17 protein-coding genes are annotated in these 14574 nt (G+C 44.6%); 2 read left to right on the forward strand and 15 right to left on the reverse strand.

The window, feature by feature from the left end:
- Positions 1 to 2: 2 nt before the first annotated feature.
- The 8 genes from rplV to tuf form a co-directional block, all read right to left on the reverse strand.
- Entirely contained in the window at positions 3 to 380 is a 378-nt protein-coding gene (gene rplV, locus PHF79_00125; protein MDD5318216.1) for a 50S ribosomal protein L22, read from the reverse strand.
- A gap of 35 nt (positions 381 to 415) precedes the next feature.
- A complete protein-coding gene (gene rpsS / locus PHF79_00130) occupies positions 416 to 760 on the reverse strand; it encodes a 30S ribosomal protein S19 (protein MDD5318217.1) in 345 nt (114 codons plus the stop codon).
- 81 nt (positions 761 to 841) lie between these two features.
- A complete protein-coding gene (rplB, locus tag PHF79_00135; protein ID MDD5318218.1) occupies positions 842 to 1681 on the reverse strand; it encodes a 50S ribosomal protein L2 in 840 nt (279 codons plus the stop codon).
- A gap of 37 nt (positions 1682 to 1718) precedes the next feature.
- Complete coding sequence (gene rplW / locus PHF79_00140) at positions 1719 to 2018, reverse strand: 50S ribosomal protein L23 (GenBank protein MDD5318219.1); 300 nt, start codon at positions 2016 to 2018, stop codon at positions 1719 to 1721.
- Between the two features lie 4 nt (positions 2019 to 2022).
- Positions 2023 to 2754 carry a 50S ribosomal protein L4 gene (gene rplD / locus PHF79_00145; protein MDD5318220.1) on the reverse strand — a complete coding sequence of 244 codons (732 nt, stop codon included), beginning with the start codon at positions 2752 to 2754 and terminating at the stop codon, positions 2023 to 2025.
- Between the two features lie 9 nt (positions 2755 to 2763).
- Positions 2764 to 3366 carry a 50S ribosomal protein L3 gene (rplC, locus tag PHF79_00150; GenBank protein ID MDD5318221.1) on the reverse strand — a complete coding sequence of 201 codons (603 nt, stop codon included), beginning with the start codon at positions 3364 to 3366 and terminating at the stop codon, positions 2764 to 2766.
- A gap of 36 nt (positions 3367 to 3402) precedes the next feature.
- Positions 3403 to 3693 (reverse strand): 30S ribosomal protein S10, encoded by a 291-nt coding sequence (gene rpsJ / locus PHF79_00155; GenBank protein MDD5318222.1) that lies wholly within the window; start codon positions 3691 to 3693, stop codon positions 3403 to 3405.
- Between the two features lie 159 nt (positions 3694 to 3852).
- A complete protein-coding gene (gene tuf / locus PHF79_00160) occupies positions 3853 to 5043 on the reverse strand; it encodes an elongation factor Tu (protein MDD5318223.1) in 1191 nt (396 codons plus the stop codon).
- 345 nt (positions 5044 to 5388) lie between these two features.
- Between tuf and PHF79_00165 the strand changes: the two genes are divergently transcribed.
- Positions 5389 to 7077, forward strand: a complete 1689-nt coding sequence (locus PHF79_00165; protein MDD5318224.1) for a prephenate dehydrogenase/arogenate dehydrogenase family protein — start codon at positions 5389 to 5391, stop codon at positions 7075 to 7077.
- A gap of 86 nt (positions 7078 to 7163) precedes the next feature.
- Here the strand turns inward: PHF79_00165 and PHF79_00170 are convergent, their stop codons facing one another.
- From PHF79_00170 to PHF79_00195, 6 genes are all read right to left on the reverse strand, one after another.
- Entirely contained in the window at positions 7164 to 7868 is a 705-nt protein-coding gene (locus PHF79_00170) for a hypothetical protein (GenBank protein MDD5318225.1), read from the reverse strand.
- Between the two features lie 406 nt (positions 7869 to 8274).
- Positions 8275 to 10419, reverse strand: coding sequence for an elongation factor G (gene fusA, locus PHF79_00175; protein ID MDD5318226.1), 2145 nt, complete (start codon positions 10417 to 10419; stop codon positions 8275 to 8277).
- A gap of 405 nt (positions 10420 to 10824) precedes the next feature.
- Entirely contained in the window at positions 10825 to 11109 is a 285-nt protein-coding gene (locus tag PHF79_00180; GenBank protein ID MDD5318227.1) for a type II toxin-antitoxin system RelB/DinJ family antitoxin, read from the reverse strand.
- A 166-nt stretch (positions 11110 to 11275) separates the two neighbouring features.
- On the reverse strand, positions 11276 to 11746 hold the full coding sequence (gene rpsG, locus PHF79_00185) for a 30S ribosomal protein S7 (protein ID MDD5318228.1): 471 nt from the start codon (positions 11744 to 11746) through the stop codon (positions 11276 to 11278).
- Positions 11747 to 11767: 21 nt separating this feature from the next.
- Entirely contained in the window at positions 11768 to 12184 is a 417-nt protein-coding gene (gene rpsL / locus PHF79_00190) for a 30S ribosomal protein S12 (protein ID MDD5318229.1), read from the reverse strand.
- A 48-nt stretch (positions 12185 to 12232) separates the two neighbouring features.
- Complete coding sequence (locus tag PHF79_00195) at positions 12233 to 12823, reverse strand: site-2 protease family protein (GenBank protein ID MDD5318230.1); 591 nt, start codon at positions 12821 to 12823, stop codon at positions 12233 to 12235.
- Between the two features lie 82 nt (positions 12824 to 12905).
- Between PHF79_00195 and PHF79_00200 the strand changes: the two genes are divergently transcribed.
- On the forward strand, positions 12906 to 13148 hold the full coding sequence (locus PHF79_00200; protein ID MDD5318231.1) for a bL28 family ribosomal protein: 243 nt from the start codon (positions 12906 to 12908) through the stop codon (positions 13146 to 13148).
- A gap of 58 nt (positions 13149 to 13206) precedes the next feature.
- Here PHF79_00200 and PHF79_00205 read toward each other — a convergent pair whose 3' ends face one another.
- Entirely contained in the window at positions 13207 to 14553 is a 1347-nt protein-coding gene (locus tag PHF79_00205; GenBank protein MDD5318232.1) for an aminotransferase class V-fold PLP-dependent enzyme, read from the reverse strand.
- Positions 14554 to 14574: the final 21 nt, after the last annotated feature.

The raw sequence follows: 14574 nt of genomic DNA on the forward strand, positions 1-14574 counted from the left end.
ATTTATTTTTTCGTTGAAGTTACTTTCTTTTTAGCAGGCTTTTCTATCGCCTTTTTGGCTACATCCAAAATAATCGAAACATGGCTTGAACGCTTGTTGATCCGTGAAGCTGACCCGCGAGCACGAGGCATAATGCGTTTTAGCACGACGCCTTTGTTGACCTGTACTTCTTTGACCATCAAGTCCTCAACCTCTAACTGAAAATTGGCCTTAGCATTGGCAATAGCACTGTTTAGAAGCTTCAAAACCGGCTCAGCTGCGCGTTTTTCCACAAAAGCTAGAGCCTTGAGGGCATCACTGGCTTTTTTTCCACGAATGACATCCGCCACAAGACGGACTTTTCGAGGTGATTGGCGATAGTTTTGTAAGGCAGCTTTCATGGGATTTTTATATTTTATTCAGATTTATCCAAAGATTATTTTTTGGCTGGCTCTGTGGTAGCTTTTGCGGCTTTAGCAGCTGAGATTTCAGCTTCTTTTTTAGCGGCTTCCTGTTCTTTCTGCATCTTTCCTCCGTGTCGCAAGAATTTTTTGCTTGGAGAAAATTCACCCAAACGATGGCCCACCATTTCTTCGGTCACGAGGACCTCTAGATGCTGCTTGCCATTGTGGACACCAAAAATGAAACCGACCATCTCGGGAGCGATCTGACTGCGTCGGGCCCATGTACGAATAACCCCCGTTTCTACAGGTTTTTTACCCTCAATTTTCTTGAGGAGTTTTTCATCGACATATGGTCCTTTTTTAAGTGATCGGGTCATTTTTTAACGGTTGTGTAAATAAAAAGCTCAAAATGAGCTAGTTGGTTCATACTAGCAAAACTATCATTAAAGTCAATAAACTTATTTCTTACCTACCTTACGGCGAGAAACAATCAGCTTATTTGAATATTTCTTTGGGGTCCGAGACTTCTGACCCTTGCCTGTTGGCTTGCCATAGACTGAAATGGCTTTGCGGCGACCTCGTCCCTGACGTCCTTCACCTCCACCATATGGATGGTCAACGGCGTTTTGAGCAGTACCTCGGACCGTAGGACGGATACCCATCCAGCGACTGCGTCCGGCTTTTCCGTAATTTTGAAGACGGTTTTCATCGTTTGACACTTCACCAACAGTGGCCCAGCAATCCTCTTTAAGTTTGCGGACTTCGCTTGATGGCATTTTGACCTGAGCGTAGCCTTCATCGTGGGCCACCACCTCGGCGTAATTTCCGGCAGAGCGGGCAATCTTGCCGCCGCCTTTTGGTTTGACTTCGATATTGTAAACAAAAGTACCGACGGGAATATTTTTGAGAGGTAAACGATTGCCAGCTTTGATTTCAGCCTTTTCTGAGGCAATGAAACTGTCTCCGACTTTTAGGGATTTAGGCAATATAACATAACGTTTTTCACCATCCTTGTAAGTCACAAGGGAAATGAAAGAGGAACGGTTTGGATCGTATTCAATAGTTGAAAGAATAGCTGGTATATCAAGCTTGGCATAAGTAAAGTCAATCTCTCGGAAACTGCGTTTGTGTCCTCCCCCTTTGTGTCGGGTGGTGACCACGCCCTGGTTGTTGCGGCCCACTGCGCGTCGAAAACCGCCCGTCAGAGCTTTGTGGGGCTCAGTAGCTGTAATAATATCTCGATATGAGATGTTGCTCATTTGTCGGCGGGATGGAGATGTTGGTTTATAGCTTTTCATATCGTTTAATTATTGTTTATTTGGTATTTTTTGAAAATTAAATCAAATCAATCTTATCCCCTTTTTTCAAATACACGTAAGCTTTCTTAATGGCTTTAGTTGAACCAATTTTACCTTTGGACATGACTGTCTTGGCAGGCAAATTTACGATCGCCACTTTCAGAGGCGTCACTTTGTAAAGCTCAGTGACGGCCTTGGCGATGCTTTTTTTGGTCGCCTCTTTTTCTACCTGAAAAGTATAGACATTCTGAGCATCTACAGCGCGGCTAGCCTTTTCTGTAATATGAGGCGTGCGGATGACTTGAGTTGCGTGTTTTTTGATAGAAAGTGATGCCATAAATTTATTTTTTTGTTGTTGCCTTCTTTGTGCTTGTTTTTGAAATTACTTTTGTGGTGTTCAGATTTGCCTTTCCTGAAGCTTTACCTGAAAAAATCTTGATGGCCTCGGTAGGATTGGCGATGACAATATACTTGTACTGTAGGGCTGTCAATGGGTTGAGATTGCGCACCTCGTCGAGCTCGATGTTTTTGAAATTGGAAAAACCACGTTTGATTGAATCATCTTTTGTAGAGACTGCTACATACGCTGTGTTGGTCTTCTTGGTGGAAATTTTTTCAAAACCCTTTATTTTTCCAAGATTCAGGATGACGGCCTTGGCTTCTTTGGCTTTTGGAGTGGCAAAATTGATGGCATCTACAAACATAACCTCACCGTCTCGAAGCTTTTGAGAGAGGATGGTGAAGAGAGCCTTTGATTTCATTTTTTTATTGACCTTGCGATCAAAATTTTTGTCGTTGCGAGGACCATGAGCGACACCTCCACCTACCCAGATAGGTGAGCGGGTGGATCCGTGTCGGGCGCGGCCAGTCCCTTTTTGCTGCCAAGGTTTCTTTCCCCCTCCCCGCACTTCACCCCGAGTCTTGGTGTGGGCGACTGGAGTACGCATATTGGTCTTCATTGAGTGAGCCACCTGGTGGACCAAGTCAGCATTCCAGGTCAAACCAAAAATCTCTTCTGGCAAGGTGATGCTGCCTGTTTCTTTTCCTGTTTGGCTGTAGATTTTTGTTTCCATATGTTTATTTTAGCCTTTGATTTCGACAAGAGTCCCTCGGCGGCCAGGAACTGCCCCTTTGATGAGCATTTCACCTTTTTCTTGATCGAAAGATACCACTGTGACATTTTTGATACTAATGCGATCCCCGCCCATTCTGCCGGCCATACGACGAGCCTTGAAGACTCGCTGATATCCAGCAGTACCAATAGAACCCGGCTCACGCTCTGAGTGTTTTTGACCGTGAGACCTAGGGCCTCCTTTAAAGCCGTGTCGCTTGACCACACCTTGAAAACCTTTTGATTTGCTAATAGAAGAGATGACGACCGTGTCACCGGCATTGATTTCAGCTGGTACTTTGTCGCCCACTTTGAGCTCACCAGCTGGACCTCGCACTTCTTGGAGAACGCTGAAGTTTCCGAGATCTTTTATGTGTCCTTTGACTGGTCGACTGATACGCTTTTCTTTTTTGCTGCCAAAACCAACCTGGACAGCCTCATAGCCGTCAACTTCTTTGGTCTTGACCTGAGTCACCACCACAGGACCTGTCTTGACGACGGTGACAGGATAAACCTTGCCTTCTTCATCGAAGACTTGAGTCATATTTACTTTTGTTCCTAGTGTGAATTTCATGGTTTTGTTTTCGTTCAGTTTGGCTGAATATTTTGCTTACATCATCTTGACATCAATGGTCACGCCGGAAGGCAAACTCATGTTGGTCAAAGCTTCAATGATTTTGGGTGAAGGATTGACAATATCAATCAGACGCTTGTGGACACGCATTTCAAACTGTTCTCGCGCATTTTTATACACGAAGGCCGAGCGATTGACTGTATACTTTTTAATTTCGGTTGGCAAGGGAATAGGTCCAAGAATTTTGGCATCATAACGAATAGCCGTATCCATGATTTGTTTGACCGAAGCATCTAGAATTTTTGATTCGTAGGCTCGGACCCGGATGCGAAGCTTACCAAAACCTTCAGGCGCTACACCTACTTCCTTTTTTGAAGCTTTCGGTGCCTTTGGTGTCTTTGGAGCTTTCTTTGATACCGTTTTTGTTGCCATTTTTTTAATTTTATTTTTACGTATTATTTTTTACGTATTACGTATTTTACTTATTTAGGCGATGATTTTTGTAACCACTCCGGCTCCCACTGTCTTGCCTCCTTCTCGGATAGCAAAACGTGTCTGAGCTTCTAGAGCTACTGGGGCTACAAGCTTGACCTTGAATGTAACTGTATCTCCTGGCATAACCATTTCTACACCCTCTTTCAAAGTCACTTCACCTGTAACGTCAGTTGTACGAATGTAAAACTGTGGCTTGTAACCTGAGAAGAAAGGAGTGTGTCGTCCACCTTCTTCTTTTTTCAAAATGTAGACTTCTGATTCGAATTCTGTGTGAGGAGTCACTGTACCTGGTTTTGCAAGTACCTGACCGCGAGTGATATCTTCTTTCTTAAGACCTCGGACCAAGATACCGGCATTGTCTCCAGCGAGACCTTCGTTGAGCTGTTTATTGAACATTTCAATACCTGTGACTGTTGTTTTAGCTGTTGGCTTGATACCCACAACTTCAACTTCTTCACCCACTTTTATCATACCTCGCTCAATACGGCCTGTAACCACAGTACCTCGGCCTTCAATTGAGAAGATGTCTTCAACCGGCATAAGGAAAGGCTTGTCAGTATCTCGGACTGGCATTGGAATATAGTTGTCGAGAGCATCAGCAAGCTCGAGAACTTTCTTTGACCACTCATCATTGTTGTCCTTGGCTTCAAGAGCCTTGAGAGCAGAGCCACGGATCACAGGAGCATTTTCGTCAAAACCTTGCTTTGCGAGAAGCTCACGGATCTCAGCTTCAACGAGGTCGATCATGTCTTTGTCGTCAACCATGTCGCACTTGTTCAAGAAAACGATAATCTTTGGCACACCCACCTGTTTTGCTAGAAGAACGTGTTCACGAGTCTGAGGCATAGCACCATCAGTAGCGGCTACCACGAGAATAGCGCCGTCCATCTGAGCGGCACCAGTAATCATGTTTTTAATATAGTCGGCGTGACCTGGGGCATCAATATGAGCATAGTGTCGAGCATCAGTAGAATACTCGTTGTGAGAAAGAGCGATAGTAATACCGCGAGCTTTTTCTTCAGGAGCTGAGTCAATTTGGTCAACACCCTTGAGTTTTACATCTTTACCTGCGCGACTGAGAACGTTCAAAATAGCCGCTGTAAGAGTAGTCTTGCCGTGGTCAACGTGCCCAATGGTACCTACGTTAACGTGTGGCTTTGATCGATCAAAAATTTCTGCCATATGTTTTAAAATTATTTATAATTATTAATAAATTTTGCTAACAATTTTTGCACTGATGCTGCAAGTTTGGCTTATTTCTTGTCTCTTTCGTAGACAAAAAAAGGCGCAAAACGCGATACGGGTCATCATAGCAAACCTTGTTAGAAAGTCAAATCTTAAAGCCCTTCCTGCGTAATTATCTTTCTTACAAGCAAGCCTGTAGGTGACCTTTTGAGGAACTCACGGAGGACGACGGTCCGAGTGGGAGGAAAAAAGTCAGCAGACTTTTTATCCGTGTCCGAAAAAGGTCACCTACAGGCTTGCCTATAAGAGAATTATGAGTAGTATGTCTTTTAGAGAAATCAAATGCCCTTTACATCAAGAAAGGCTGAAACTATGCAAAAAGTGAATATTTTGCGGCCGGTGATAAAAATCCTGGCTTTAGGGCCAAAAGGTAGCAATGCCCATAAGGCGGCGCGCACTTTTGCTCGAAGCCATGGACTGAAAACCTCCGGCTATATGGTGGTCTTTTGCAAAAACCACCGCGAGCTTTTTCGAAAATTTACGAGGGAAACCTGCTTTGCTATCGTCCCTGTCGAGAATTCAATTCACGGCAAGGTCAAAGGCGTTGCAGGGGCTCTAAATCGGGTCACCAGAGAGTACAACGCTTTTGAGATGCGCCGATTTACCAAGCAAATCAAATATTGCCTGGCTACCCGCAACGGATCCACTGTCGAAAGGGTGATTTCTCACCCCCAAGCCTTGGGTCAATGCAGCGAATTCATCCAAAAAAACTGCTTCGGAAGAAGCAGGGCCCCCTCAACCTCGGCAGCAGCAGAATTGGTGGCTAAAAGTGAAAAGCACCAAGCCTATGGGGCTATTTGCTCCGAAGAATCAGCGACTGAAAACGGCTTGTCCATTCGGGCAAGAGACATTCAAAATCCAAAAAACCGGACCACCTTCGCTGCCCTTTCCCACGTCAACTCCATTGCATCCAAAAAAATCGCCATTTACGGTGGAAAGGGTGCCTTTGGAAGGCAATGGGCCCGTCGACTCAAGGATCAGGGATGCACAGTCAGTTGCATCGAAGTGGAAACTCCTGAGGAAACTCAGAAAAAAATAGTAAAGGAGAGCGATGTCGTCATGATTAGCACTCCAACCCTAGTTTCCCCTTTGATTGCCAAAAGGCTTGCCCGCTGGCTGAATAAAAAACAGCTGGTGATCGATCTGACGTCCGTCAAGGTGCCGGTCTGTCGTGAGCTCACAAAATCGCAGGCAGAGTTTGCCAGCATCCACATGATGTTCGCTCCTTCGGCCAAAAGCTGGAAAGGGCAAAACATCCCGGTGTGCAAAGTGCGCATCTGCAAATGGAAAAAGTGGCTCAACGAACTTCTTAACTCCATAGGGGGGAAGACTGTCCCAACGACTCAGGAAAGGCACGACCGGATTGCGATGATAGTCCAGCAGCAAGAGCACTTCCTGACCAAAGTAAAAATACTGGCAACCATTGAAAGCGGAGTCTCTATCAAGGAGATCCTGGCTTTCGCTAGTCCCTTTTACCAGCCGGGAATAAATCAGCTTTTGCGGTTTCTAGCCAAGCCGACCGGCATTTATACCGACATGCTCGAGGCAAATGAAAACACACCTCAAATGCTGAGCAACCTGCGTCGGGCCTTTAAAAAGCTCGACCTCATGGTGAAAAACAAACGGTCGGAAAAGATTAAACGGGTCATTGCAGATGCTCGGACGTATTTTGGAAAAAACACCATTCGTGGTGGCGACCAATATTCGGAAGAGCTGATCGCTGACATCGCCCGGAAGGATCCAGACGAGGTGGCGGTAATTGAGTTTACCGACAAAGAAAACCAAGCTGGCCTGTTGGCGGGTATCGCCAATGTTTTCAAAAAGTCCAACATCAATCAGTCGGGATTTAAGTACCGCCAACAAGGTCGGCGGCATCAATTCCTGATCTGTTTTGATGATCCCAAGGATCATCCGGTGATCCAAAAGGCCCTAGCTGTCATCCGACAAAAGTACGGATGCCGAGTGGGGTAAAAACCTTCGCGCAGGAGGGAGGGCGCGATAAAAAGTCAAAAACAAAACGGCGTGCTGGTCCAAGGGGACCTGCACGCCGTATTTTTTTACTCAAACTTCAACTGTCCCGGCCACTGCTTTTCGACAATGCCGACAATATCCCCCCATACGAATTCGCACGGAATATGCTTACCCGCTTCCAGGATGTCGTCGCCGATAAACACCAAGACCTCAAGCGAATAGGGTTCATTTGTGGAGGAAATCCAAGGCCGATACACGAACATTGAAACCCAGTTGGTTGTACCTGGACCCTCGCCGATATTGCCATGACGGAACTCTCGGTTTTTCAAAAAAAAGCCCTCTGTCGGAAAAACAATCGAGCCGCCTTGTAAGCTAGGCGGATGAATGGAGGGCTTACCCGTGAGCTGCCCAAGATAATATTCGACTTGGGGCCTTTCACAGGTCTGATATTCTCCACTGCCCAGATCGAGACTCAAGCTTTCAATCGCCACCACCAGGACGAGCTGCCCAGGCTTGCTCGCGATCTTTTCCTTAAGAGCCGCCACAGCTTCCTCCTTTTTTTGGTCAAAACCGTAAAAGAACTGAAACTGCTTGACCAGATCTTCACCGGGGCCCCCGCTGGCTTCGATCTGTTCGTGAGCACAGGAGGAAAAATGACTGAGCACTTTTTCCAAGCGCCTAATCCGACCCGCATGTTTTTTTTCTTCGATGGAGATTTCCACCAAGACTGAAGCGTGCCTTCGCCGCAAGGCCTCGATCACAGGATCGCTACCATTAGAATTTTTTTCCATAAAATTTTCAAATCTAAAGCAAGACTAGTCCAAAACGTCCATTTTTGCAACATCCCTTATGTCTAATCTGCCTCTATTGACTTCCCCTGTTTCAGGAAGGCAAGATCGCCTGCCTTTATTATGCGGGACGCTTCCTTGGAAAGGGTTGCGGAAACTTCGATGAGTTACGCACCTCCTACAATCGGTTAGTGGATGAAGCAACAGGTGCCATCGCCGGTGGCTCATAATTGTTGCTGCTGTGGAAGCCAAAAGCTCAAACAAAATCGGCCGCACTTCAATGTGTGCGGCCGATTTTTTCTTTTCCAATTTTAAAGTATTGTAGAAAATAGAAATAAAAAAACAGGAAGGCCTCTCGAACGGGTTAGCGAGTCATCGAGCGCTTTAGTGAGAGAGGCCTTCCTTTTTTTTATTTGCTTCTATTTTCTACAATAGTCTTCTCCACATTTGGAGGGACCACATCGTAGTGGTCAAATTCCATGGTAGCTGAACCTCGTCCAGCGGTCATAGAACGAAGAGAGGTAGTATAGCCGAACATTTCTGACAATGGCACCATCGCCTTGATGGCTTTATTCATACCGCGATCTTCCATGCCTTCGATCTGAGCCCGCTTGGCTGAAAGTGAGCCAGTGATGTCTCCCATGAACTGTTCTGGGGTGACCACTTCTACCTTCATGATCGGCTCGAGGATGACAGGGCGAGCTTTTTTAGCGGCTTCTTGAAAGGCTTGAGAACCGGCAATCTTGTACGCGATTTCGGATGAGTCCACATCGTGATAAGAACCAAAGTTCAAATCACAAGAAACGTTGACCATTTTAAATCCAGCCACAATCCCGCGCTCCATCGCTTCGCGAACGCCTTTTTCAACAGCAGGAATAAATTCTTGAGGAATAACCCCTCCTTTAATATTATCGATAAATTCAAAGTCATCGTAGCGCTTGACATTTTTTGGCACTTTGGCGCCCTCTTCCAATTTTTCAAGAGGTTTGATAGCAATTTTGACGTGGCCATACTGACCTTTACCTCCAGACTGCTTAATATATTTGTGTTCTGCTTCCGCACTGCCAAGAATAGTCTCTCGATAGGCCACTTGAGGTTTACCCACGTTGGCTTCTACGCCGAACTCACGCTTCATACGATCCACCATGATTTCAAGATGAAGCTCACCCATACCTGAGATGATAGTTTCCATTGTTTCGGGGTTGGTTGAGATGCGGAAAGTTGGATCCTCGTCTCCCAATTTTTTAAGAGCCATACCCATTTTTTCTTGATCCGCTTTGGTTTTTGGTTCGATACGGAGGGAAACCACAGGCTCGGCAAACTTAATAGGGTCGAGCACAATGGGATGATTTTCATCACAAAAAGTATGGGAGGTTTTGGCTTCCTTTAGACCTACAGCTGCCGCAATTTCTCCGGCAAAAACCTTTTTTACTTCTTCACGCTTGTCGGCTTGAAGGCGCACGATACGGCCAAGACGCTCCTTGTTGCCAGTGGTCGAGTTGTATAAATATGAGCCGGCTTCGACAGTCCCTGAATAAACACGGAAGAAGGTAAGCTGCCCGACAAACGGATCTGATTGGAGCTTGAAAGCCAAAGCAGCAAAAGGCTCGCTGTCAGAAGCGTGGCGAACAATCACATCTCCAGTGTTTGGATCGATACCTTGGATTGGGGGAACATCAAGAGGTGAAGGAAGATACTCCACGACGGCATCAAGGACAAGTTGAACCCCGCGATTCTTCAAAGCCGAGCCGGTAAAGACTGGGAAGATTTTGTTGGCAATCACTCCTTTACGCAAAGTTGCTTTGAGTTCCTCAATAGTAAACTCGCCGCCTTCGAGGTAACGATTCATCAAGTCTTCATCGAGCTCAACGATCTTTTCAACAAGCTCGGCGCGATATTTTTTGGCATCTTCGAGATGAGTAGCTGGGATTTCCATTTCGCGGACATCAATACCCATATCTCCCTCGAAAGCGTAGGCCTTCATTTTCAAAAGATCGATAACAGCTTCAAATTTGTCTTCTTCGCCAATAGGCAGCTGCATCCGGACAGCACTTTTATTGAGACGGTCAAGAATAGACCTGAAGGAACGTTCAAAAGAACCTCCTGTGCGGTCAAGCTTGTTGATAAAACAAATGCGGGGCACATGATACTTGTCGGCTTGACGCCACACTGTTTCAGATTGAGGCTCTACTCCGGCCACACCGTCAAAGACCACCACCCCTCCGTCGAGCACTTTGAGAGAACGCTCCACCTCCACGGTAAAGTCCACGTGTCCTGGTGTGTCAATAATATTAAAACGATGTTTCTTGGACTGGTCCTTGCCCATATAGCTTGGATTCCAAAAACAGGTAATAGCAGCAGCTGTAATAGTGATGCCTCGTTCTTTTTCCTGTTCCATCCAGTCAGTGACAGCTTCACCTTCATGCACTTCACCAATCTTGTGGCTCATGCCTGTGTAATAAAGAATGCGCTCAGACGTAGTGGTCTTGCCAGCGTCGATGTGAGCAATGATACCAAAGTTTCGGGTTTTTTCGAGTGAATAGTCGCGTTCCATTTGAAATAAATATTGTTAAATGATAATAGTGATGATAAATATCGACTCTAAAATAGATTGAAAGTCGTGGTGGTAAAATAGCACTATTTGGGGAGTTTGGCAAACAAAAAATTAAAGGGACCGTAGGCTACTTATATAGAGCACTGTGAGTCCCTACCTTGATCAAGATGTATGAGTTCGTTTCAACTTTTTTATAAATCAATCTAATATCCCATGTCACATTAATACTCCTATATAAAGAATACTCGCCGTGTAACTGATGATTGTTTAAAATTGACTCAAATTCATTCTTGATTAAAATTTCTAATCGTTCAAGCACTTTGATTTGCTGTTTATGTGGCAACTTTTTAAAAAGTCTTTTAAATTCAGGTGAATAAATCAGCATGAGGAGTTTGAAATTGAAAACTAAGACATGAGTTGTCTTGCAAGCTCGTCAATATTTTTTGCTTTGTAAAAATGACCCTTTTTATACTCTTTCTCAGATCTAGTAATTGAGCGAATTAAGCTAGCTGTAGGACGAGGTGCTATTGAAAAAGTCACTTCCTTTGAACGAACAAACTGTCTCAGGAAGGCATTTATAACTGTACTCAAAGAGATGCCCATCTCATCAGCGGTTTTTTTTGCATCTAATTTAAGACTCTTATCCATTTTTATAGAAATAAGTGTCTTTGTGTGATTGATTGTAGTCATATACCAAAGTATATACTTTGGTATATTATTGTCAAGTAACGTAGTAGTATAAAAAAACAAAAAACCTCTTGAAGGAGACTCGCGGAGGACGACGGTCCGAGCGTGAGGAAAAAAGTCAGCAGACTTTTTATCCGTTCTCCTGAAAGAGGTTTTTTGTTTTTTTAAATTACCAAGCCAGGTGGGCAAAAGCCTTGTTGGCCTCGGCCATTTTGTGAGTGTTTTCGCGCTTTTTGACCGCTTCACCTTCGTTTTTGGATGCGAGGATGATTTCATCAGCAAGCTTGAGATGCATTGGCTGACCCTTTTTAGCTCGAGCAGCGAGAATGATCCATTTCATAGAAAGATGGCTGCGGCGCTCAGGTCGAACTTCACGGGGAACCTGATAGTTGGCGCCACCAACTCGGCGGGAGCGGACTTCCATAGCCGGAGCGGTGTTGTTGAGAGCTGTATCAAAAACTTCGAGAGGATTTTCAACTTTTTCCTTTTCTTTAATGGCATCAAAAGCGCCATAGACAATAGCGCGGGCGGCATTTTTCTTGCCTCGTTCCATGACGTAGTTTACAAACTTCTCAATCTTTTCAGATTTGAAAACTGGATCTGGCTTGACGATATTTCGATTTTTAACTTTTCTTCGCATAAATTTTATTTTTCAGATTTTTTATTTGGCTTTTTTAGGCTTTTTGGTACCGTACATAGAGCGGACCTTGCGGCGCTTTTCCACACCCTGAGTATCGAGCACACCCCGCACAATGGTGTAACGCACACCGATATCCTTTACCTTTCCCCCTCGAAGGACAACCACTGAGTGTTCCTGGAGATTGTGGCCTTCGCCTGGGATGTAAGCAGTCACTTCCATACCGTTGGTCAGACGCACGCGAGCAATTTTTCGAATAGCTGAGTTAGGCTTTTTAGGAGTTTTGGTAGTCACTTTGGTGCAAACACCTCGTTTGAAAGGAGCGGGATAGTACGTAGGATGATTTTTGATAGCGTTAAAACCCCGAGTCAAAGCAATGGCTTTTGGCTTGCGGGCTGTTTTAGTACGTTTTCGTTTTAGAAGTTGGTTGACTGTTGGCATTTGTGTAGTCGCTACTTTACTATGGCTACCTTAAAATTGCAAGTGCGATTAAAAAGTCTGGCCCGTAAAAAGACTGAAAATAACGGGCACTACGATGGCGACCAGCCTCCACAGAAAGAAAATATAGAGAAGAATGAGAGGCAATGAATACTTTTCGAGAAATCTACGGAAGGCTCCAGATCTATCAGGAACAAGAGAAAAAAGGATTTTTGAGCCATCTAGAGGGGGAATCGGCATTAAATTGAAGACTGCCAAGACAATATTGGTGACTACTATAAGGGTAATAAAGGAAAGGGTAGCTAAAGGTAAAGAAAGTCCAAATACACCAGTAAAAGCCAGCCTGATAATGGTGCCCCCAATCAAAGCAATAATAAGATTTGAAAAAGGACCGGCCAGAGCCACGATTGCTTCTCCCCAACGCTGGTTGCGCAAGTTGTAAGGATTGTACGGTACTGGCTTGGCCCAGCCAAACATAATAGATCCGGGCAAAAGTGCACATATAATAGGTACAATGACAGAACCGACCGGATCGATATGCTTAATAGGGTTGAGAGTCAGCCGACCTTGTAATTTGGCTGTCGGATCACCTAGGGATAGAGCGGCCAAGCCATGCGAGACCTCATGGACTACCACAGACATGATAAGTATAGCTAAAGAAAATATAAACATAATATTTGCAAAAGGGATATCGCTATGATAGCATGACCAGCACACTAAATATATGGCTAAAGCTTGTCCAATCACTAAAAAAACATCTCGGATGGGGGGCGGATATTCCAACCGTACTCGTGCTACCCAGTACAATCCTACCGGCATGGTCCGTAAATACACCAACCTCCAAAAGAAGAGGATCTACATTCCTGAGCTTAAAAAATTCATCACCCTCACTCTCTCTACTAAAGCCATCAAAACCATCCAGAAAAATGGCGCTTTTGCTACCTTGAAGAAGGCGAAGTTGATCTAATTACATTATAAGAAAGGTGCCCGCTACAGATGTTACATCCAGAAATTGGGATATAGACTTACAACACCGGTTCGTATATTTCTTCTGATTGATTCGGTCTATATTTGAGTGAGGCCCCATTACTTGAAATATTCTTGAGGGCTTGAACCAGCACATCAATGTCTTTCTTTGTGTTATGGATTCCAATACTTGCCCTCACAATTCCGTAGGACGAGAGTCTTTTCCCTTTGGCGATTTCTTTTTCGATTTGCGCTTGTTCTGCATCTGAAATATCAAACCATCGACGAACGAGGCGATGATTGCAGATTGTACCTGCTCGGGTTTCGATGCCATATTCAGCATCGAGAATAGTAGCCAAAAGTGCATGATGGTAGCCCTTGAGATTGAAAGTAATTGTACCTATGCGATTCTCTTTTTTGTAAGCACTAGGAGATATGTACAAAGTTATGCCGTCTATTGCAGATAACTTGTCGACTGTATAGCTGACCAACTCAGCTTCGTGCTTGTAAATATTTTTCCATCCTACATTTTCCAAAATGCGACAGCTTTCTGCAAGAGCAACAATTCCTGTCACGTTCCACGTACCCGTCTGATGACGTGACTCTATTGGTGCCCAAACAACCCTTTCTTCTGAAAGCATGTCGATTGAACCCCCTCCTGGATCAACAGGGTTTCGATTAAGAATACTTGTAGGAAGCACGAGCACTCCGATGCCAAACGGCGCATATATTTTGTGGGCGGAAAATGCGAGGGCATCAACGCCGTCACTTTTCATTCGTATCTGGCGGTGAGGAGTAAGTTGTGCGGCATCAACAAATAGTAGGGCATTATACTTATGAGTAAGCCTGACTATCTTCTTTATGTTCGGAACGTATCCAGTAAGGTTCGATGCCCCCGTGATTGCGACCAACTTGACCTTATTTTTGTGTAAAAGTATTTTTTTCTCAAAATCTTTATAATCCAAAGCCCCGTCGTGTGTAGAATTCACATAAATGACAGTGGCTTTTGAATTGAACCTCCAGGGTAGATTGTTTGAAGTATGCTCAATGTCAGAGGTGAGGATGATATCTCCCTTTTCCAATCTTAGTAGACGAATAAAAAGATTAATTACTGCACTGGTGTTGTGCGCAAAAACCATTGACTGATCTTTTCTTGCCTGCAAAAAATCCCTTATTGTTTGCATGGATTCGTGAACGGCCTCGTATGTCTTTTGTGCATGAGGACCGGCACCTCTATGAAAAGCGCTGTATGTTTCAAGGAAAGTATTTACTTTTTTCAAAGTCTTCTCAAATGGAGGAGTTGTTGCGGCATTATTAAGCAGCACCACTTTCGCGGTTTTTCCATTATGCAGTTTTATTTTTTTGTCCGTGCCGATTACCCTCGGAAATATATTGCGGAATTTCATATTTGATTGTTAAGTGCCTGC

This window comes from Candidatus Paceibacterota bacterium (genome assembly GCA_028714275.1).
GTDB lineage: Bacteria > Patescibacteriota > Minisyncoccia > Phycocordibacterales > CAINVO01 > CAINVO01.

Bases quoted from the DNA above. Each gene is read 5' to 3' on its own strand.
- PHF79_00170 (MDD5318225.1), bottom strand. From the start codon at position 7,868: ATGGAAAAAAATTCTAATGGTAGCGATCCTGTGATCGAGGCCTTGCGG.
- PHF79_00180 (MDD5318227.1), bottom strand. From the start codon at position 11,109: ATGACTACAATCAATCACACAAAGACACTTATTTCTATAAAAATGGAT.
- PHF79_00205 (MDD5318232.1), bottom strand. From the start codon at position 14,553: ATGAAATTCCGCAATATATTTCCGAGGGTAATCGGCACGGACAAAAAA.
- tuf (MDD5318223.1), bottom strand. From the start codon at position 5,043: ATGGCAGAAATTTTTGATCGATCAAAGCCACACGTTAACGTAGGTACC.
- PHF79_00200 (MDD5318231.1), top strand. From the start codon at position 12,906: ATGGCTAAAGCTTGTCCAATCACTAAAAAAACATCTCGGATGGGGGGC.
- fusA (MDD5318226.1), bottom strand. From the start codon at position 10,419: ATGGAACGCGACTATTCACTCGAAAAAACCCGAAACTTTGGTATCATT.
- rplD (MDD5318220.1), bottom strand. From the start codon at position 2,754: ATGGAAACAAAAATCTACAGCCAAACAGGAAAAGAAACAGGCAGCATC.
- rplB (MDD5318218.1), bottom strand. From the start codon at position 1,681: ATGAAAAGCTATAAACCAACATCTCCATCCCGCCGACAAATGAGCAAC.
- rplV (MDD5318216.1), bottom strand. From the start codon at position 380: ATGAAAGCTGCCTTACAAAACTATCGCCAATCACCTCGAAAAGTCCGT.
- rplC (MDD5318221.1), bottom strand. From the start codon at position 3,366: ATGAAATTCACACTAGGAACAAAAGTAAATATGACTCAAGTCTTCGAT.
- rpsG (MDD5318228.1), bottom strand. From the start codon at position 11,746: ATGCGAAGAAAAGTTAAAAATCGAAATATCGTCAAGCCAGATCCAGTT.
- rpsS (MDD5318217.1), bottom strand. From the start codon at position 760: ATGACCCGATCACTTAAAAAAGGACCATATGTCGATGAAAAACTCCTC.
- PHF79_00165 (MDD5318224.1), top strand. From the start codon at position 5,389: ATGCCCTTTACATCAAGAAAGGCTGAAACTATGCAAAAAGTGAATATT.
- rplW (MDD5318219.1), bottom strand. From the start codon at position 2,018: ATGGCATCACTTTCTATCAAAAAACACGCAACTCAAGTCATCCGCACG.
- PHF79_00195 (MDD5318230.1), bottom strand. From the start codon at position 12,823: ATGTCTGTGGTAGTCCATGAGGTCTCGCATGGCTTGGCCGCTCTATCC.
- rpsL (MDD5318229.1), bottom strand. From the start codon at position 12,184: ATGCCAACAGTCAACCAACTTCTAAAACGAAAACGTACTAAAACAGCC.